At 45.2% G+C, this 20,263-nt stretch carries 18 protein-coding genes; 9 read left to right on the top strand and 9 right to left on the bottom strand.

What is annotated here, in order from left to right; translation table 11 throughout:
• Positions 1-5: 5 nt before the first annotated feature.
• Together LYZ37_RS21880 and hisC are read right to left on the bottom strand one after the other, a co-directional pair.
• Positions 6-779: an ABC transporter substrate-binding protein gene (locus tag LYZ37_RS21880; protein WP_272787601.1), complete on the bottom strand. Its 774-nt coding sequence runs from the start codon at positions 777-779 to the stop codon at positions 6-8.
• Positions 763-1,881: a histidinol-phosphate transaminase gene (gene hisC / locus LYZ37_RS21875; protein WP_272787600.1), complete on the bottom strand. Its 1,119-nt coding sequence runs from the start codon at positions 1,879-1,881 to the stop codon at positions 763-765. The genes LYZ37_RS21880 and hisC overlap by 17 nt, the downstream gene beginning before the upstream one ends.
• Positions 1,882-2,029: 148 nt before the next feature.
• On the opposite strand from hisC, the gene LYZ37_RS21870 reads away from it, so the two are divergent.
• Positions 2,030-2,908, top strand: coding sequence for a LysR substrate-binding domain-containing protein (locus LYZ37_RS21870; RefSeq protein ID WP_272787599.1), 879 nt, complete (start codon positions 2,030-2,032; stop codon positions 2,906-2,908).
• Between the two features lie 21 nt (positions 2,909-2,929).
• Here the strand turns inward: LYZ37_RS21870 and LYZ37_RS21865 are convergent, their stop codons facing one another.
• Together LYZ37_RS21865 and LYZ37_RS21860 are read right to left on the bottom strand one after the other, a co-directional pair.
• Positions 2,930-3,796, bottom strand: a complete 867-nt coding sequence (locus LYZ37_RS21865; RefSeq protein WP_272787598.1) for a glycerol kinase — start codon at positions 3,794-3,796, stop codon at positions 2,930-2,932.
• A gap of 48 nt (positions 3,797-3,844) precedes the next feature.
• Positions 3,845-4,618, bottom strand: coding sequence for an AraC family transcriptional regulator (locus tag LYZ37_RS21860; RefSeq protein WP_272787597.1), 774 nt, complete (start codon positions 4,616-4,618; stop codon positions 3,845-3,847).
• 96 nt (positions 4,619-4,714) lie between these two features.
• Between LYZ37_RS21860 and LYZ37_RS21855 the strand changes: the two genes are divergently transcribed.
• Positions 4,715-5,839: a multidrug effflux MFS transporter gene (locus LYZ37_RS21855; RefSeq protein ID WP_272787596.1), complete on the top strand. Its 1,125-nt coding sequence runs from the start codon at positions 4,715-4,717 to the stop codon at positions 5,837-5,839.
• A gap of 21 nt (positions 5,840-5,860) precedes the next feature.
• Here LYZ37_RS21855 and nagA read toward each other — a convergent pair whose 3' ends face one another.
• From nagA to LYZ37_RS21840, 3 genes are read right to left on the bottom strand one after another with little or no spacing between them, the layout of a single operon-like run.
• Positions 5,861-6,994, bottom strand: a complete 1,134-nt coding sequence (nagA, locus tag LYZ37_RS21850; protein WP_272787595.1) for an N-acetylglucosamine-6-phosphate deacetylase — start codon at positions 6,992-6,994, stop codon at positions 5,861-5,863.
• Positions 6,995-6,997: 3 nt separating this feature from the next.
• Entirely contained in the window at positions 6,998-7,861 is an 864-nt protein-coding gene (locus tag LYZ37_RS21845; RefSeq protein ID WP_272787594.1) for an N-acetylmannosamine kinase, read from the bottom strand.
• Positions 7,849-8,571 carry a putative N-acetylmannosamine-6-phosphate 2-epimerase gene (locus LYZ37_RS21840; protein ID WP_272787593.1) on the bottom strand — a complete coding sequence of 241 codons (723 nt, stop codon included), beginning with the start codon at positions 8,569-8,571 and terminating at the stop codon, positions 7,849-7,851. Before LYZ37_RS21840 ends, LYZ37_RS21845 begins: the two co-directional genes overlap by 13 nt.
• Before the next feature lie 237 nt (positions 8,572-8,808).
• On the opposite strand from LYZ37_RS21840, the gene LYZ37_RS21835 reads away from it, so the two are divergent.
• The 7 genes from LYZ37_RS21835 to LYZ37_RS21805 all read left to right on the top strand — a co-directional run bounded on the left by LYZ37_RS21835 (position 8,809) and on the right by LYZ37_RS21805 (position 15,985).
• Positions 8,809-9,774: a sialic acid TRAP transporter substrate-binding protein SiaP gene (locus tag LYZ37_RS21835; RefSeq protein ID WP_272787592.1), complete on the top strand. Its 966-nt coding sequence runs from the start codon at positions 8,809-8,811 to the stop codon at positions 9,772-9,774.
• 67 nt (positions 9,775-9,841) lie between these two features.
• Positions 9,842-10,351, top strand: a complete 510-nt coding sequence (locus LYZ37_RS21830) for a TRAP transporter small permease (RefSeq protein WP_272787591.1) — start codon at positions 9,842-9,844, stop codon at positions 10,349-10,351.
• Between the two features lie 2 nt (positions 10,352-10,353).
• Positions 10,354-11,637: a sialic acid TRAP transporter large permease SiaM gene (siaM, locus tag LYZ37_RS21825; RefSeq protein WP_171320162.1), complete on the top strand. Its 1,284-nt coding sequence runs from the start codon at positions 10,354-10,356 to the stop codon at positions 11,635-11,637.
• Between the two features lie 27 nt (positions 11,638-11,664).
• On the top strand, positions 11,665-12,561 hold the full coding sequence (locus tag LYZ37_RS21820; RefSeq protein ID WP_272787590.1) for a dihydrodipicolinate synthase family protein: 897 nt from the start codon (positions 11,665-11,667) through the stop codon (positions 12,559-12,561).
• A gap of 126 nt (positions 12,562-12,687) precedes the next feature.
• The gene (locus tag LYZ37_RS21815) at positions 12,688-13,521 is read left to right on the top strand and encodes a MurR/RpiR family transcriptional regulator (protein ID WP_272787589.1); all 834 of its coding nucleotides are present in this window, start codon (positions 12,688-12,690) and stop codon (positions 13,519-13,521) included.
• A gap of 227 nt (positions 13,522-13,748) precedes the next feature.
• Positions 13,749-14,903, top strand: a complete 1,155-nt coding sequence (locus LYZ37_RS21810) for an N-acetylneuraminate epimerase (protein ID WP_272788403.1) — start codon at positions 13,749-13,751, stop codon at positions 14,901-14,903.
• 11 nt (positions 14,904-14,914) lie between these two features.
• Positions 14,915-15,985: a YjhT family mutarotase gene (locus LYZ37_RS21805; RefSeq protein WP_272787588.1), complete on the top strand. Its 1,071-nt coding sequence runs from the start codon at positions 14,915-14,917 to the stop codon at positions 15,983-15,985.
• Between the two features lie 83 nt (positions 15,986-16,068).
• Here LYZ37_RS21805 and LYZ37_RS21800 read toward each other — a convergent pair whose 3' ends face one another.
• Positions 16,069-17,832 carry a diguanylate cyclase domain-containing protein gene (locus LYZ37_RS21800; RefSeq protein WP_272787587.1) on the bottom strand — a complete coding sequence of 588 codons (1,764 nt, stop codon included), beginning with the start codon at positions 17,830-17,832 and terminating at the stop codon, positions 16,069-16,071.
• 155 nt (positions 17,833-17,987) lie between these two features.
• Complete coding sequence (gene glgX, locus LYZ37_RS21795) at positions 17,988-19,937, bottom strand: glycogen debranching protein GlgX (RefSeq protein ID WP_272787586.1); 1,950 nt, start codon at positions 19,935-19,937, stop codon at positions 17,988-17,990.
• Positions 19,938-20,263 lie beyond the last annotated feature (326 nt).

The following is a 20,263-nucleotide window of genomic DNA, read 5'->3' as shown; positions in this document are numbered from 1 at the left end:
TTGCGTTAAAGTTCTTCGCCGTAGATATCAAAGGAGAAGTATTTGGCCGCAATTTTGTCATAAGTGCCATTGTCGCGAATCGTCTTAATCGCCTGATTAAACTTTTCGGCTAATGCTTTGTCATTTTGACGTAGTGCCAAAGCGGTGCCTTCACCTATATAGGCTTTGTCTGTTACTGGCTTACCGATGAACTGGAAACCTTGACCGATTTCTTTGTCCAAGAATGCCAGCGCTAATTGGTCTGAGTTGCCAAACGTCAGGTCTAAGCGGCCATTTTGCAAATCGATGTAGACTTCATCTTGACCTGAGTAGCGTTTAATTTCTGCAACATCACCAAACTTGTCGGTGACATATCGGTCGTGAATAGTGCCACTCTGGACACCGATGACCGCACCTTTTAAGCCTTGAAGAGTTAGCTCAATTTGGCTCTTTTCACTTGCAACAAATCGCGCTGGAGTTTGGTAGTACTTATCCGTGAAGAGGATACGCTTTTTGCGCTCTTCAGTGATACGCATGGAAGCCATAATGACATCCGATTTTCTTGCCAGCAGGCTTGGAATCAGCGAGTCCCACCCTTGAGATACCCAAGTACATTTGAGTTTAGCTTCAGAGCACAAGGCGTCGGCAATCTCTATATCAAAGCCGACTGGCTTTCCACTGGCATCCATGTAATTGAATGGTGGATAGGTAAAGTCAGAGGCTAAACGGACTTCTTTAGCCATGAGAGGGGCAGATAGCAGAGCTGCGGCGCAAGCAAAGGCACTAAGCATTTTGTTCATGAGTAATATCCCTATTTTTATTGGATGGTGTCAGGGTGCCAGAAAAGTTGCAAATGATTTCACTGACTTCCTGCATACTGGTTTCTGAGCCGATGGTGATTCGTACGCAGTGCTTAAGACTAGGCTCATGACTTTGATTGCGAGTAACGACGCCTTGCTTAAGCAGGTAATCAAACAGCTCAATACCAGGTTGAGTTCGAATCAGGACAAAATTGGTTGAAGATGGGTAGATGGTCTCTATCCAAGTAAGGTTCTGTATTTGCTGAACAAAGTTATCGCGTATGCGAATCAATGCTTGTGTATTGTCATGCACATGAGTAAGCCCTTTAGGACTCAGCGCTTTGAGCACAATCTCAGCAGAGCTATCTGGCATTGGATAAGGCGGAACCAGTTTAGAAATAAACGCCATAACGCTTGAAGAAGCAATGATGAACCCACATCGTACCGCCGCAAGTCCAAAAGCTTTGGATAGAGTACGAATGACAATCAGATTCGGGTATTGTTCGATCAGGTCGACAACACTCCCAGCGAGTTCAAATTCAATATAGGCCTCATCTACGACGACAAGCGATTTGTCTTGGGTGCTTTCAAGTATTGCGACAATGTCACTTCTGTTTAGCAGTTGGCCAGTTGGGTTGTTCGGCGAACAAAGAAACAGTAGGTTAGCGCTATCTGCTGCCTTAATCACGTTTTCAACATCCAGTGAGAAGTCTGGAGCTAACAAAGGGCAGTCGATGACATTGACTGAAAATGACTCCGCACAAAATTCGTACATTGCGTAGGTAGGGGTACAAATCGCAATGCTATCTTGGATAGGCTGGCAGAACGTTCTTACTAACAGATCGATCGCCTCATCGGCCCCGCGCACTGCGATGGTTGGTTGCGTGGTTTTGCAATACGCTTGGTATGCTGCAGCGATATCGTGTGGCAAAAAGTCAGGATAACGATGAAGTGCGGGTTGATGCTCAGTAAAGAAAAGAGGTTGTTCTAGCTCATTGGCATTCAACCACAGCCTACCAGAACCGCCGATTCGTCTTGCAGATTGATATGGTATTAATTTTTTTATGTTCTCTGGCGCAAGTTTTTCCGCGAGTGACGTCATCTCATATACCTTTACTGAATATTTAGTCAATCAAAAGGGTTTTAATTAGGTACTTTCTCCTAATGAGTAATAATTTAGTCAATATGCTCTTTGTGTAGAATCGAAATAAAGGCATACTAGCTATGCAAAAAAATCATGGATGATAATAATGAACACAAGATTGCCTTCGACGAAAAACCTCCAAGCTTTTCTTTCTACGGCGTATTACCTTAACTTTACCCATGCAGCTGAAGCCTTGAATATGACCCAAGGTGCCATTAGTCGGCAGATTCAAACCCTCGAAGAGATCATGGGAGTTCAGCTTTTTTACCGTCAGGCGAGGGGGCTGTCTTTAACACCGGAAGGCGATAAGTTTGTTCCGTTGGCGGAAGATATTATTAAGCGGCTTCAGATGTCGATTCGAGAGGTTGCGGACAGCGCGAATCGAATCAAACTCAACGCCCCGAGTTGTATTACCTCATGGCTGTTGTCTCGTATCGCCAATTTTCAGCAGGCATACCCTGACGTGAACGTTGAGCTAACTTCGACAACCAAACACGAAGCTGTGCCGAATTTTGATAGCTTCGATCTGATCATTACCTACGGCAAGCCGACTCGAAGCAAAGTGGTCAATCAAACACTGCTGTTTGAAGAGTTTTTGGCGCCAGTCTGCGCTCCAGAGCTATGGCAGCAAATCGTGGAAAATGGTGATAAGGACGTACTCAATCAGTTTACTTGGCTGCATGCCAATCAAGAGCAATCAGACTGGAAACTATGGCTGGAAAGTCATGGCAATACGCGATTAAAAGGCAAGGGAAACCAAACCTTTGCAACCTTAGATCAAGCGATGAATGCTGCTCAGCAAGGTTTCGGGGTGGCGATTGGTGATCTGACTTTGGCTGCGCAAGATTTAAAACTCAAAAGATTAATTCAACCCTTTGACCTTAGTGTGACCACTGGGAATGGCTATCATCTGTTACACCTTCGAGAGCAAGACAATGCGATGGTCGCTAAATTGATTGAGTGGCTGACAGAGCGCAATCAATAGCTATCTATTTTTGGCAGCCTATTAGTAAGCCTTGATGCCGAAGGCTTTGAGTTTGGCTGGTAAAACGTCATCGAGTTTGTCGATATCTGCGGGGAATACCTCTATGAGCGCAAAGTTATGCTGCTGATACAACTCTCGGATAGATTGCTGTTCTTTGTCTGGTGTGTTGCCAGCGTCAGTTCCCCAATACTGCAAATAGACCTTTCCAGTAGGTAAATAGAAATCGCTCAAGACGTCTTGTTCTATCGGTAATTGACGATCGTAGGCGTGAACTACTCCATTCATATAGAGCCAGTTGTCGATAATGAGTTCACCTTTAGAACGTACATAGTGACCGTCTAGAGTTCGATGCTTCGCCTCAAATTTTTGTCTAAAGCTAGAAAGGGATTTGTCTGTTGCATGTGCTTCGGCATCTTGCCCAGAAAACTCAATCACAGACTGCTTTAAGCGCTTGTTACGAACGATAGAGTCGTGCCAAACGACAAACCCATAACCGCTTTCCTTATCTTCGCGTTGATAACCGCCAACCGTTAGCCCTGATTCCATTACCGTCCAACCTTTCTCTGTCTTTTCAATCCAACCTAGCTCTTGCAAAAGTTGATTCACTTTTTTGGCATGGAGAGATAAGCGTTCTCCAATTTGAGTCGCACTCATCGTTTTACCACTGGTCGCTACACTGTCTATGAGTAGGTTTTCTGGCCAGACAATGAACTTACCAAACTTCGGGTGCTCAACGTATTCGCCACCGAACTTGGCTCCGATCTCGGTCAAAACCCAGCTGTCCTCAGCACGATTAATGTAACCCGCAGATTTCAGTTCATTGAACAATTGCTTAGGTTCCAGTTCACGTAATTTGGCTAATGCAGTTGTTGAGATTTTGTCGGACATAGGCTTTCCCTCATTGATAGGTCATTGTTAGAGTAATCTGCAAATGAATCAAGTTGTTGTGCGCATATATTGGAGCGGCGTAGTCCCTGTTTGTTGCTTAAAGAATGTGATGAAAGCGCTATCATTTGAAAAGTCTAATTGGTAAGCGACATCGTTGACCTGTTTTCCTTGAGAAAGAAGCTCTATTGATTTCAATAGTCTCCATTGCTGTCGCCATGACTGGTACGGCATCCCCGCTTGGTTGGAGAATATGCGACTTATTGTTTTGCTGCTAGCGCCAATCTGTTTGGCTAAGTTGTTCAAATTTGGCACGTTAGAGTCCGGTTTTTGAAGTGAATCAAGCCATTGATTGAGTCTAGGATCGTTAGGAAAAGGTAGCGTCAGTTGATATTCGGACGCAGATTGAAGCTCTTCCAGAAACAGTTGGAGTGTCGCGTGCATTTCTCGCTTAGGCTTGTCCCATTGCCAAAAAGACATTCGCTCGATCAGAGCCTTAAGCAGTGAGTTTACAGAGATGACTTTCACTTCGTTGAACGACGCGACTATGTTTTCTTCGAAATAGAGTGAACGATATTCAACGACGTTGTTCATGGTTGCACAGTGGCGCACGCCCGCAGGTATCCAAGCAGCACGGGTGGGGGGCAAGACACTTTTTTTATCGTCCAACTGTATGCTGATACACCCTTCAGGAGCATAGAGAAGTTGGGATTTACTGTGGATATGCATCCCTGAATCATGCTTGCCGATTCGAGCCGCGATTCCGATCACTGTGTTATCTAGTGTATCGACGTCAAATTCGGACTTGTCATTGATTAGCGCCATTTGTTCTTATATTGAAGTTTATTGTTCCAATGTCGTTATTGGGACTTTAGCACTCTTGTCTAAACTACGCCCACTTTTTCTAGTTGGGATATTGTAATGAATAAGACTCCTTCCGTTGGGGTAATGCTAGCTCTGATGATGTTTCCGCAAATTGTTGAGACTATATACAGCCCCGCCTTACCCCACATTGCCCTCGCTTTTAATGTTGCGAGTAATACTGCTGCACAAACTCTATCGATTTACTTTAGTGCCTTCGCACTAGGTGTCGTGTTTTGGGGAGTGGCTGCTGATTATTTAGGGCGAAGATATTCAATGTTATTAGGGCTAGTGGTTTACGGCGTAGCAGCTGTTGGTGCTATGCAGTGCTCGCAGTTTGAAACACTTCTACTCATGCGTGCACTGAGTGCCTTTGGGGCAGCGGTTGGTTCAGTAGTTACCCAGACTATGCTACGTGATAGCTATGATGGTGCACGGTTAGCCAAAGTATTTAGTTTGATGGGGATCGGTATATCACTGAGTCCGGTTATTGGGTTAATGTTTGGAGGAGTACTCGCTGATACTGGAGGTCACAAAGCCGTGTTTCTCTCTTTATCAATTATGGCGATAGCTTTGTTCCTACTTTGCTTAGTGAGTTTACCGGAAACCAAGCTTGCTATGAAAGGCGACATCCACATAGTTTCACTTGCCAAGCAAATGCTAGCAAACAGAAACATCTGGATAGATGGGATAATGGTGGCTTGTTTTAATGTTTTATTGTTCAGCTACTATTTGCTTGGTCCATTTATCTTTGATGCTATGGGGTATACCAGCAAACAATTTGGATACAGCGGGATTATCTTAGCAGTAGGAACTTTCGCAGGTAGTTGGCTAAACAAGGGGCTTCTTGCCCGAAGTTATGAGTCAAAACTCTTGGTTCAACTGTCGGCATGGGGTGCTATATTCGGGTCGATTATGGTGTGGTTGCTTCAAGACGGAGTTGCCCTGCTAGCTCCAATGCTATTGGTAGTTGCTTCATTTGGTGTAGGGATTCCAAATATATTGAGCCAAGCCTTAGCAGGGTATAAATCACAGACTGGTAGTGCTGGTGCACTGTTTGGCTTGCTCTATTATTTGCTGATCGGTTTTGGTTTATCCGCTGTTGGTTTTATGCAGAACTTAGGTGCAGCCCTTCTTATGAGCGGTTTGCTGCTAGTGATAGCAAGTTTGCTTCGTAAGAATTAGGAGGTGGGGACCTCCTAATTGTTAATAAAGCTGACCATCGACGAGTACCGCTTGGCTGCGATAGTTGTCATCTAACACTGTCGCCGCTGCGCGGAAATTAGGTTTGAGCTTTCCTAGATTATCGCATGATAGGGCGTTGGCAGGATAGGTAGACGCCATTTTCAGCGCTTCTTCCTCTGTAATTCCCCACTGAATCACATTGGCAACGGATTCATCCATGCCGATGTGCGCACCAGCTAAACTTCCTCGACTGTTGACCAGTTTGTTGTCGATAACTCGAATTGTTTCGCCATCAAGCTCAAACTGATTGGTTTTGCTTCCTAGAGTCGCCATGGCGTCGGTAACAATCAGTAGCTTGCCTTGAGGTTTCGCCTTTTGCGCAAGAAGGAAGCTTTGCGGGTGGACATGAATACCGTCAGTGATGATCGAGCACCACGCGTGGTCACTGTTTAAAGCAGTTCCCACCACGCCAGGCTCGCGACCTTCAAAAGGTGACATCGCATTAAACAGATGAGTAAAGCCATCCACTAACGAGAGTTTATCTTCAGTCAATTGCTCCGCTTTGGCATTACTATGACCACAGGATAGGGTAATACCCTTATCTTTTATCCACTGTAGAGCAGATGGCTCGATGTTTTCTACCGCAGCGGTAACCAGTACTTTACCCTGCGTTGGCCACTCAAATTGATCCAATTGGTTGACGGTTGGCGCGTAAAAAAGATTGGCATTGTGCGCGCCTCTCTTCTCTTTGTTGAGCCAAGGTCCTTCCAAATGTACCCCAAGCAGTCCGGAGATCTTGGCTTTGAGCCCTCTCTCGGTGGCAGATAGCGCTTGTTGTATATTGTCAGGTGTTGCGCTGATCAAGGTCGGCAATAAATAGGCTGTGCCATGAGTTCGATGGGCGTGGCAAATTGTCTCAATGCCTTGTGGCGTAATGTCGTTGTTGAACATGACATCGCCGCCACCATTGACCTGAATATCGATAAATCCAGGTGCTATCAGCGCCCCTTCGAAATGCTGGTGGTCGATACCTTGCGGTAGATTGTCGATAGCCACAATGGATTCGATCTGTTCATCCTTCCAGACTAACGCGGCATCATTGTGGTATTGCTCACCGTCGAAAATACGTGGTGCAGAAATGGCTTTGAGTGCCATGGATTACTCCTTAAACTGAAACGCAGCGCCTAATAGGCAAGCGTCGTAATTTCCTTTGGCTGCCTGCACAGGAATTTGAAAAGCTTTAGGACGACGTTGAATAGCTTGCTCGACGCGCTGTATGTAGTTGCGTGCAAGTCCCACTCCGCCTCCTAACACAATCAAGTCGAGGTCAAGGCTTGCTTTCAAGTTACAACATAATGTGGCAATAGCGTTAGCACTTTGACTGATAATTGTTTCGGCTTCTGGATTGGATGACGCCTGTTCAAATAGCTCAATATTGCTGATTGGATTGGAGAAGGCAGCGTCACTCGCTTTTTTAATTGCGGTGCCAGACGCTATCGATTCCACGCAACCTGTTTGTCCGCAGCCACATTGTGGGCCATTGGGATCAATAACCATATGACCGACGTGACCAGCCAACCCCCCTTGTCCTTGATGAAGTTGACCGTCAATAATGATGCCACCACCGACACCAGTAGACACGGTGATAAAGGCCATATTCTTAACCGGTGTCTCTAGCATAGTGTACTCAAACCAAGCCGCCGCTTGCGCATCATTGAGCATTAAGACCGGCTTGCCAACGATGGATTGCAATACTTGGGCGAGTGGAAAAGGAGTAGGGAAAGCCAAAGTCTCGGGGTTAATCGCCGAAATGCCTTGTTGTGTAACAAGCCCAGTGGTGGAAATACCTATATTGTCGACATGTTCGAGCCACTGCGATGCACTGCCGAGAATCGTTTCGACAAACTGCTCAGCACTGTGTGCAATAGGCGTTGCAATTTGGCAGCGCTGAATCAATTTATTGTTTTCAATGAACCCTAACGCGATTTTTGTTCCACCAATGTCAATGGCTAGCGTACGCATTGTTGTGCTCCTGCGGTTTGTGTCGCTGAGTTGAACCAGTTAGTGACAACCTCTAGGCGAGTAATTGCGCTACCAACGGTCACCGCGACAGCGCCAGATTCGATCGCTTTTGCGGCTAATTCTGGTGTGTTGTAGCGTCCTTCCGCCATTGTAAAGAAACCCGCTTGTGAAAACTGTTTAACCAGTTGCAAATCTGGCTCTACAGGTTCTTGCTCGCCCACGTAACCTGACAAGGTTGAACCAATAATTTCAACGCCTTGGCTGTGTGCCCAAGCCCCATCTTCAAAGCAAGAGCTGTCCGCCATAGCGAAACATCCAGAGTTTTTAATCGCTAACGCAATATGCTCTCGGCTTTCTGGACGCGTTCTGTTTGTTGCATCAAAGGCGATTACGGTCGCTCCGGCATTGGCAAGATCATCAACATCAGAAGCGAAAGGTGTGATCCGGACAGGACTGCCCTGCAAGTCACGTTTCACGATACCGATAATTGGTATGCTGACAGCGCCTGAAACAGCAGCAACATTTTCAACTCCTTCAATGCGAAGCGCTTTAGCTCCGGCTTGTTCAGCAGCTAAAGCCATTGCAACAATAAACTCGGTTTTTTCGAGCGGGCTACCAACTACAGGTTGGATAGAAACGACGGTTTGACCTTGTAAAGACTGCTTTAACTCATTGATATTCTGATTTTTTGTTCTCACGACGGGCCTCATAACTTAAGCATTGTATTGCGGAGTGACGGTGAATGAACAACCATCACAATTCGTCTAATCCGTCTGCCTATTAATAACCGGTGGCGAATTTTTGTCCGCGATCACATTTTGTAAAAAGTTGGTTTGAAAATAATCTTCACGGCAATAATAATCCATAACGAAGATTTTTTTCAAACAAAATAAAAGTTTTTTTTGAAATCGGTGAAACAAGATATAAATCGAATAAAAGGGAACAATATGAAAGCCATCAACACTATTACTCTCGCTATGCTGACTCTCGGGTGTGCTGCGTCTGTTCACGCAGCAATGACACTAAAAATGGGGATGCAGGCATCCGTGGGTTCTGTAGAGTACACATCTGCCAAACTATTGGCTGATACACTAGAAGAGATGAGTAATGGAGAAATAAAACTCTCGCTTTACCCTAGTGCTCAGCTAGGCGATGACCGCGCGATGCTGCAACAGTTAAGCATGGGCGATCTCGATATCACTTATGCTGAGTTTGGCCGCATGGGACTTTGGATTCCGCGCGCTGAAGCGGTCACTCTGCCGTATGTGGCACGTGACTATGAACACTTGCGTCGTATGTTTGATTCAGAATTTGGTCAAGGTATCCGTCAAGAGATGCTGACTAAGTTTAACTGGCGAGCACTTGATACTTGGTACAACGGTACTCGTGAAACGACCTCTAACCGCCCTCTTAATAACATCTCAGACTTTAAAGGTCTTAAGCTTCGAGTTCCAAACGCTAAACCAAACCTAAACTACGCAAAACTTTCAGGCGCATCGCCAACACCGATGGCTTTCTCTGAAGTGTATCTAGCACTGCAAACCAATGCGGTTGATGGTCAAGAAAACCCATTACCAACGATTAAAACAATGAAGTTCTATGAGGTTCAAGGCAACCTCGCAATGACTAATCACATTGTTAACGATCAGATGGTGATCATTTCTGAGTCAACGTGGCAAAAGCTGTCGGATGCGGACAAAGAGATTGTGCAAAAAGCCGTAGCGAAGGCAGGCGCAGCTCATACCGCATCAGTGAAAAAACAAGAAGCTGAGCTGATCTCTTTCTTTGAAAAAGAGGGAGTGAATGTGACTTATCCAGACTTAGCGCCATTCCGTGAAGCGATGCAGCCACTATACGCTGAGTTTGAAGACAAGATTGGCGAGCCTATCGTTAAAAAGCTGGCAGCAATGTAAGGGGAGTTAGCTGACGCTAATTTCTACTATTCAGGCTGGTCATTTTTGACCAGCCATGGAGCTCAAGATGTTACGTAAGATTATAAATAATATTGAAGAGATCATTACTGTGCCGTTAATGGCGGCGCTGCTAGTGGTGCTGACTTGGCAAATTGGTACCCGCTGGCTACTGAATGATCCTTCCCTTTGGAGTGAAGAACTCGCCCGAGTTCTGTTTATGTATATGTCGTTAATCGGGTGTGCCATTGCGATTAAGCGCAGCACACACGTCAATATCACCTTTTTCTCGGACAAACTGCCTGAAAAGATACGCCTATGTTTGGTACTTTCGCTTGAGTTGGCCGTTTTAGTTTCGATCATGGCAATTATCTATTTAGGTTATCAACACGTGCAGCGTACCGCTTTCTTTGAGCTGATTACCTTAGGTGTCTCAAGTAGTTGGATGAACTACAGCTTGCCTCTTGGTGGGGTATTTATGGTGTTTAGACAGGCAGAGAAAATGTGGGGCATTGCGAAGCAGCTTCACAATGGCAATAAGTCGGCATCTTCGATGGATTCACAGGTGGCTGAGAGGTAGTTATGGCAGGTTCAATTTTTGGCTGGTTAGCGCTGCTGTTTGCAGGTATGCCAGTCGGCTTTTCACTGATTTTTGTTGCTTTAGTCTTTTTGGTTCTAACCAACAGCACAGGCATTAACTTCGCAGCTCAGCAGATGCTGGGCGGCATTGATAACTTTACATTACTTGCGGTGCCGTTCTTTGTTTTAACTGGGCATTTAATGAATAGCGCAGGTATTACCGAACGTATCTTTAATTTCGCAAAATCTATGGTTGGCCATATTACCGGCAGCCTAGGTCACGTGAACATTATGGCGAGCTTACTGTTCTCAGGTATGTCGGGTTCTGCGTTGGCGGATGCTGGTGGTCTTGGGCAACTTGAAATTAAGTCTATGCGTGATGCAAAGTATCACGATGATTTTGCCGGTGGTTTGACGGCTGCTTCTTGTATCATTGGTCCCTTAGTTCCCCCTTCGGTTCCTCTTGTCATCTACGGAGTAGTGTCAAATACATCCATCGGCGCCCTTTTCCTTGCTGGGGCAATTCCGGGCATTTTGTGTTGTGTGGCGTTGATGACAATGAGCTACTTCATTTGTAAGAAACGTGGTTACATGACGCTGCCTCGTGCATCGCGTCGTGATCAGTTCAAATCCTTTAAAGAAGCGTTTTTATCTCTGCTGACTCCTGTGATCATTATCGGTGGGATCTTTTCCGGTAAGTTCACTCCAACAGAAGCGGCGGTTGTTTCTTCTTTGTACGCGTTGTTCTTAGGAACTGTGGTCTACAAACAGCTGACTTTCGGCGGCTTTGTTGAAATTTTGAAAGAGACAGTGAACACCACTGCTGTGGTTGCGCTAATGGTAATGGGCGTCACCGTATTTGGATGGATTGTTGCTCGTGAGCAACTGCCACAAATGCTAGCGGATTACTTCTTGACCATTAGTGATAACCCACTCGTGTTGTTGCTACTTATCAACTTACTGCTTCTTTTCCTAGGGACGTTTATTGAGTCGCTTGCTCTGCTACTGCTGTTGGTTCCATTTTTGGTGCCCGTTGCCGGCGCGGTGGGAATTGATCCTGTTCACTTCGGTGTCATGGCAATCCTGAACCTGATGATCGGTATTTTAACCCCGCCAATGGGAATGGCTCTGTACGTTGTCTCACGTGTTGGGGATATTCCATTCCACACGTTGACTCGTGGTGTGATTCCACTTTTGGTACCGTTATTCATCGTATTGGCACTTGTTGCTGTCTTCCCTCAATTTACGCTGCTGTTACCGGAAATTTTCCTTGGTTACGGGCAGTAATAACGAACAATATTTAAGGTATTTAAGATGAAAAAACTGACAGGACTTATTGCAGCGCCTCATACCCCTTTTACTGCGGACAATAAGGTAAATTTTGCTGCTATTGATCAAATTGCTGAGCTGTTAATTGATCAAGGCGTAAAAGGCGCTTACGTATGTGGGACGACAGGGGAAGGGATCCACTGTAGTGTTGAGGAGCGTAAAGCGATCGCAGAACGTTGGGTTAAAGCCGCCGATGGTAAGTTGGATTTGATTCTCCATACAGGCGCATTGAGTATTGTTGATACCATTAACCTTACTGAACACGCGGAGACGTTGGATATTTTAGCGACCTCAGCAATTGGCCCATGCTTTTTTAAGCCGGGTAGTGTTGAAGATCTGGTTGAGTACTGCGCGCAAGTGGCTGCGGCTGCTCCATCCAAGGGCTTTTACTACTACCATTCTGGCATGTCTGGAGTAAACCTCGATCTCGAACAGTTCCTGATTCAAGGTGAAGCGCGCATTCCTAACTTATCGGGCGCGAAATTTAATAACGCTGACCTCTACGAATATCAGCGCTGTGTGCGAGTGGCGGGAGGCAAATTCGATGTTCCTTTTGGTGTCGATGAGTTTCTCCCAGCTGGCTTGGCGGTAGGAGCGATTGGTGCCGTTGGCAGTACTTACAACTATGCTGCGCCTTTGTATTTGAAGATCATTGAAGCATTTAACCAAGGTAAGCACGATGAGGTTGCGTCGCTAATGGATAAAGTGATCGCCATTATTCGCGTCTTAGTTGAATATGGCGGCGTAGCGGCAGGCAAAGTCGCCATGCAGTTGCATGGCATTGATGCGGGTAATCCTCGTCAACCGATTCGCTCACTGAGTGACAAGCAGAAAGCGGATGTGCTCGCTAAACTGCGTGACGCGGGCTTTATGTCTTTATAATGCCAAAGAGAGGGGAGGCTTCCTCCCCTCTTTTAGGATTTTGCGATGAAATCGTGTTGAGGTAGTGTCAATATTCGTAGGTCTTTGATACTTTTAGCTTAGCCAAACCAATCTAATGAGGCCCTAGTGAGTACGCCTAAAAATCTAATGGTTCGTTTACGTTCTAATATCGAACCCTTAAGTAAAAAGTTACGCTTGGTAGCGGATTATGTGCTTGAGAATGCACATGACGTCCAGTTCCAGACTATTACGGATCTTGCTCGTAATACCCAAACCAGCGAGGCGACTGTTGTGCGCCTGTGTCGTGATATGGGTTACAAAGGCTACTCTGACTTTCGAATGGCGTTGGCGGTAGATTTGAGCCAAACGGCTAGCCAAAATCAGCCTAAGTTAGCAGGTGATATCTGTGATATATCTGCGCAGAGCGCGGTTGATAGTCTCCAAGATACTGCCAAGCTGATAGACAGAAAGTCTCTTACGCGAATTTGCGAGTTAGTCCATCAGGCACAATTTATTGGCTGTGTTGGGGTAGGAGCATCCAGTATTGTCGGACGTTATTTAGCGTATCGTTTAGTACGAATCGGCAAAAAAGCGATTATGTATGAAGATACCCATTTGGCTGCGATGAGTGCGGGCCGAAGCGATGCGGGCGATCTGTGGTTTTCGGTGTCGAGTTCAGGTTCCACTAAAGAGGTTATTCACGCGGCATCACAGGCACATCGCCGAGGTGTGCCCGTGGTATCTTTGACCAACATAAGTCATAGTCCGTTGTCGGCTATTTCAGATGAGCTTTTGGTTGCAGCGCGACCAGAAGGGCCTTTAACAGGCGGTGCATTTGCTTCTAAAGTTGGCGCACTACTGCTGGTCGATGCATTAATCAACACCTTGCTAGATACCTACCCGGAGTATTCTGAGTCAGTAATGGAAACGGCGGAAGTCGTGCTTCCATTAATGAAGTAGTTCTTATCACATTGATTTAATTCTTTATTTAAAGCTCGCCTAGTTGGTGAGCTTTTCTTTAATCTATTGGTGAGAATATTTTTTATTGTTAAGTTGATCAAAGAAATATTTTTTCATTAATCAATAATTAGTATGAAATTTAAACAATAAAGGTGGATAAAGAACCACCTGAGCCAATAGGAATCCGTGATTGTTCACGGCCATCCAATAAGGAAATAACAATAATGATGAACAAAACTAAACGACTTCATACACCTTTGCTTGCTGCTTCTCTGGTGTTAAGTCTCAATGCGTTTGGCGCGAATCAATGGCCAGATTTACCGGTAGGAATTAAAAGCGGAATCGGCGCTCAAGTCGGCGATAAAGTGTTTGTTGGCCTAGGTTCAGCCGGTCAAGATTTCTATATGCTTGACCTAAGCAATCTCGACAAAGGTTGGCAAAAGAGAGCTGAATTTATCGCTCCATCGCGAAGCGGAGCAACCGCATCGGTCATCGGTAATGAAATATATGTCTTTGGCGGTTCAGGAAAGGTGAAGTCGACCGATGCTGCGCCGATTCTATTTGATACTGTCTATCGCTATAACCTCGAAACCAATACTTGGGCACAAGCCAATACCACCTCACCGGTTGGTTTGCTCGGCGCGGCTTCTTACTCGCCAGATGGCAAGCAAGTTGTTTTCTTTGGCGGGTACAACAAACAATACTTTGATCAATATCTCCATGATGTGCTTACCACTGACAAACAAGCTGAGCCGAAAGCATGGCAAAAGATTGTTGATGATTACATGGGGATGAAGCCAGAGGATTATAAATGGAATCGACATGTGTTGAGCTATAAGCCAGAGACGGGAACTTGGAGCGATCTTGGTTTATCGCCATATTTACCCAATTGTGGCAGCGCATTAGTGGCGGAAGGTGACAAGGCTGTATTGATTAGCGGTGAGATAAAGCCAGGGCTCAGAACGTCTGAAGTGAAAACGTACCAATTTGGTCAAGCACAACCTTGGCAAAGCCAGCATGCATTACCAGCGCCTACAGAGGGGAGTGTTCAAGAAGGTGTCGCGGGTGCTTTTGCCGGTGAAAGCAATGGCGTGGTCATTGTCGCAGGTGGAGCGAACTTCCATGGTGCGAAATCCGCTTTCGAGAGTGGGAAAATGTTTGCACACGACGGCTATAGCAAAGCATTTAATCCAGAAATGTATGTTCAGCAACAGGGATTGTGGAAGCAAGTTAATGGTCTTCCACAAGGTTTGGCTTATGGGACCTCTTATTCCACCGCTCAAGGAGTACTCATTGCTGGGGGTGAGAAAAGTGATCGCAGTGCTAGCAAAAAGGTCTACATGCTAGCGTGGAATGGCACAACCGTTGATGTCACGGACTAAGGGCTCAGAGCATGTCATTAGCGATTGAATCTTTTCCACCTTTGCCAATTGGGGTGAAAAACGGCGTAGGGGGAGTGATTGGTAACAAACTCTACGTCGGTTTAGGGAGCGCAGGGACGCGCCTATTTTTCTATGATTTGGATGCGCCAATAAAAGGGTGGCAGAGGGCGTCTGAGTTTCCGGGTACTACGCGTAATGATGCGGCATTCTCAGTGTGTGATGACAAGCTCTATGTATTTTCTGGAGCAGGCCAACCTGAAAACAGTACTACGCCAATTGTTTTAGAGGATAGCTACGTCTTTGACGCTGAGCGTAACTGTTGGCAATCCATCGAGACTCATATTCCTGTGGGTTTACTGGGAGCGTCAATGTGCCAGATCGAGATGGGTAAACTGATCTGCTTTGGCGGCTACAGTAAAGAGACCTTTGATCGTTTTGTGGCTGAAATTTCACAAATTGACCCAGTTCAGCAACCAGAAAAACATCAGGCAACCTTAACCAAGTTTATGTCTCGCCCGGCGCAGGATTACGGTTGGAATCAAGCTATTTGGCTATTTGATTGCGCTGATGAAACATGGTCTGAGGTTGGACAGAATCCTTATCTTGCCAATTGTGGCGCTGGCATTATCCAGCAAAACAATACGGTTACCTTAATTGAAGGAGAGATTAAGCCGGGCTTACGTAGCTTGGAAAGCAAGGTTTTTAAGTTCGACAACGGCGATATGACCAAAAGCCGCTTACTCCCTTCGATTTGTAATGTTGATACTAGCCATGAGGGATTGGCAGGTCATTTTATAGGACAAGTCAAAAAACAAATCATTGTGGCTGGCGGCGCTTACTTTATTGGTAGTCAAAACAATTTTCAGAAAGGGCAGTGGTATAGCCATCAAGGGTTGACCAAGCATTACGATAATAAAGTTTGGCAATTCGATGGCACAACATGGCACCAAGTTATGCAGCTTCCTCATGGAGCTGCGTATGGCGTGTCGATTTCTCACAACAATACAATGTATCTGTTAGGAGGTGAAGATAGTAAAGGAGAGGCGCAAGCTCGATGTTATACGATTAGCAGTCAATCGTGACTTTTCCAAGTTCGCCACCAACAAAGTGGTAAAGGCATTAACTGTAAAAAAGGGAAGTGACTTCAGCCACTTCCCTTTCTCAATTAGTCAAAGGTGTTTAACACCACCTGGTTTCTACCGAGCCCTTTGGCTTGATAGAGCGCTTTGTCTGCGCGGCCTATGGTCATGTTCTGATTTCCTTTCATTGAGGTGATCCCGATACTGATTGAGTACTTGACCGGAACATCGTCAAACACGACTTTAGATTGTTCTACCATGTAACGTAATAGCTCACATTGTTCATAGGCATCGTTCTCATCGTTGGCTCTAAATAGGAGCGAGAACTCTTCGCCACTGTAACGAGCAAGGCTGAGCGCCTTAGGTTTAGGAAAGCACTTCTTCATGAGTTCTGCCGTATGAATGATGACCTGATCGCCACACAAGTGACCGTGTTGGTCATTAATACGCCTAAAATGATCTATGTCCAGCATCGCCATATAAATATGCTCACCATCGATGTGTGATTCCATTTGCTCGCGAAGCGTGAGTTTGTTGTCGAGGTGCGTCATGACATCTTTACTGCGAAGTCTTTTATGAATCAGAAGGTTAGATAACGCGACTTCAGAGTAGTCTCGGATCATTCTCAAGACACTATGAAAACCAGGAAAGGTCGCTTTGATATAGATGACACTGATTAAGTTCTCTCTATCAAAGAGTGGCAGTGTGTAGTGGCGCGAGTTGATTTGTAAGCGTTTGGCTAATGGATCAGCGTAACGGCGACCTTTATAGCTCATCGAACTTGGGGTAAACCGCTTGGCGAGTTTACTATCGTGTAAAACAATATGGCTATTTCCATGATAATCAATCGTCGTAAAATGCCCGTAATCTGCATCATAGAAACAAATCTGAATGCCTTTGTGATGGCAAAAGCGATTTAAAATATCACGCAAGCAGTGTTTGAAATCTGCCAGCTCAATCTTAGTATTGAGCTCAGCAAGGTGGCTATTAAGCTGATAAATTAGGTAATTAACGATAACCGCAAGGAGCAGAAGTGAAATAATCACGATGGCGGTTAAAGCGAACTGGTGCGTCGCAGCAAGGACATCTGAGCGATTTGTTCCCGCAATGAACACCCAGTTGTAAGGATTGTTGCCGTCAAAGACAGATAGCTTTAGATGACCTTTGTAAAAGTACTCGTGCTTGCCAAAGAGTGATCCAATATGAATCTTCTCATCAATCCCAGCTCGATAGCTGATTGATTTTGTGCCGATACGGTGTGGGGTGGGATGAAACACTAAACGTCCATTGGTGTTGTCAACTACAAACAGATAGCCGCTGTCTAGCGTGCGAAGACCTAACAAGCTTTGGGTTGTAGATTTGAGGTCAAATTCTATCCAAATCTCATTGCTATTTTGTTGGATGAACTTAACCGCAAAGACCCACTTTCTTGGCTGTTTCTCGTAGATAGAGGAGACATAAACATGCGGGGAAACTTGGTCTAGTGGGTGCCAAACGAGGTGTGTCGTTCGTTCTGAAGGTGTGGCTGCGAGTATACTTGATCGATACTGACCGGTTTCACTGTTGACGGAAATGATGTCTATGTATGAAGGAGTATGCTCCAGAATGCGTTTTGCCGTGGTATCGAATTCACTGACGGAGGTGGCATCATCCAATATATAGAGTTTACTGACGGCAGCCTCAACTTGAGAAGAAATCAGACTCGAAGCCGTTTTGACGTTTGCAAATGATTGAGAATACGCATTTTTTTCAGATTTCTGAAACTGATGATAAGCCGCATAGATGATCCCTATAACTAAGAGAATTACGTACGGTCTGAGCGTTCGAAGGAGAAATTTTGGTAACGCCATGATGTGCCAACTGATAATAACGGGGAAGCTATAATTATTTTGCGGCGTATATTAAATGGATTTCACAAGCGCATCAATGAATATAAGTCTAGGTTATATCTAAATGCTGAGTTAAAAATGAGCAGTATGTCACTATACTGCTCATTATTGTGAAGTTAGCTGTGGGCAAAAAAGATCGCAATTGATCGGGGCGCAACTAAGACTTGTTTGTGATCAATGGTTTGATGTAGTTCGTGGGAGTCTGTATTACAGATCATGGTCCACTCAGCTTTGTCATTTTCAGGCATGGTAAAGCGAGCAGGAGCGTTAGTTTGGTTAATGCAATAGAACAGCTCTTCGCCGTTTTTGCCGATGCCTAAATGTAATGCCACTGAGCTAAGGCGATTCCAATCATCGTGCTCCATAAAGCTACCGTCGAGTCGTCGCCAGTATATACGGTTGTCATTGCGCTTTTCGCCACTGAATGCGCGAATAAATGGCACCATATATTTTTGTCTTGCCGCGACCATATCTGCTAGCCAAGACTTAAATTGTGTTTTGCTTTCCGAAGGCTGCCAGTTTAGCCAGCTTGTTTCATTGTCTTGGCAATACGCATTGTTGTTGCCTTTTTGGGTGTGAGAGAGCACATCTGCGGTAAGAATATGAGGAATACCAAACGCAAACAATAAACTCGCCATAAAGTTACGTTTTTGCTTTTCTCGTAGCTCAATGATGGCTGGATTTTCTGTTTCGCCTTCTACGCCGTAGTTGTCTGAGCGGTTGTCACCATGCCCATCTCGGTTCTGCTCGCCGTTCGCTTCATTATGCTTATGCTTGTATGACACAAGATCCTGCATACAAAAACCATCGTGATAGGTAATGTAGTTAACGGTGAGCTTGTAAGGCCAATTGGCTGCACTATAGAGGTCACGTGAGCCCATAATGCGTGTGGCAAACTCTTTTAAGAAACCTTGGTCACCACGCCAGAAGCTGCGGGTAATATCACGCAGTCGATCATTACATTCATTCCATCCAAACGGGAAGTTTCCAACTTGGTAGCCATTCGGGCCAATGTCCCATGGTTCTGCGATCAGTTTGACTTCACGAAGGATTGGATCTTGGGCTACCGCTTTAAAAATTGCTGAATCTGGGCTGAAATGTTCGCCATGACGACCAAGTGTCGCGGCTAAGTCAAAGCGGAATCCATCAACTTGAAACTCATTTGCCCAGTATCTTAGTGTGTCCATGACTAAATTCATGGCAGGCTGATAGGAAAGGTCAACCGTGTTACCACAACCGGTAAAGTTAGCGTAGTGATCGCCTTGTTTGAAATAGTAGCGGTTGTCGAGAGCTTTGAGGTTAAAGACAGGGCCGTCTGCTCCGCCTTCGGCAGTATGGTTGTATACCACGTCGAGGATGACTTCGATGCCATTGCGGTGCAGTTCTCTAATCGCAGTTTTCAATTCCACTACAGCATCTTTGGCGGCGTAGCGCGGATCAGGAACCATAAACAGGTATGGGTTGTAGCCCCAGTAGTTAACCTTATCCATCTTGAGAAGATGAGGTTCGTGCATACAGGCGGCGACAGGTAGCAGTTGCAGCGTATTGATATTCTGCTGTTTGTAGAAGCTAAGCATAGCGTCACTGACTAATCCAAGATAGCCACCACGCTGTTCAACTGGAACCGCAGAATTAAGCTTACTTACGCCTTTTACATGAGTTTCAAAAAGCACCATCTCTTCACGAGGGCGGTTCGGTTTAGCGATGCCTTGCCAGTCAAATGTGTCTTCGACCACAACACATTTAGCCAGTTGAAAACTCTTTTCGGAATTAAACGGCGTGCAGTAATGGAGCGGTTTTTCTATCGCTTTGGCGTAAGGATCAGAAATCAAATGTGGTTTATCACCTTGATTCACTATGTAGCCGTACTGTTGCCCAACCGAGATATTTTCAATATAGGTAAACTTAATTCCGGCGTATTCGTTGGTTAATGGGTAGGTTTCAAACTCACCATTGTCATTAAACAACGCCAACTGGATTTCGTCAGCATTAGGAGAATATATAGAAAAGTTACACCCTTTATTATCTGGTGTTGCGCCTAAAGGGTATGGACGGGAGCACGTCATGATCACTACTTTACTGTAATTATTTATTGTTGAATCTTAAGTAAATAGTTTTGAAGGAGATTGGTCAAGCGCCTTCCCCAAAAATTATAAATGTAATTTTATTTCAGATTTATGATGATTAAGCGTTAAATAGTGAGCTAGGTTGTATTTTGTTCTCATTAATTTTCTAAGAACATTAAATCTCCACCCAATTTCTGTGATTGCAGCCAAATAAATATTGTGCGGTATGAATTCTCATCCTTTCTCATCCCCCCTAACTATTTCTCATCTGGATGAGTTGGTTTTTCTCCTCCCTAGGTAATCTTGCTGCAGTTGAAGCAAATGGG

The sequence above is a fragment of the Vibrio tubiashii genome (assembly GCF_028551255.1).
Taxonomy (GTDB): Bacteria; Pseudomonadota; Gammaproteobacteria; order Enterobacterales; family Vibrionaceae; genus Vibrio; species Vibrio tubiashii_B.
This window is presented reverse-complemented; position numbering and strand designations above follow the sequence as displayed.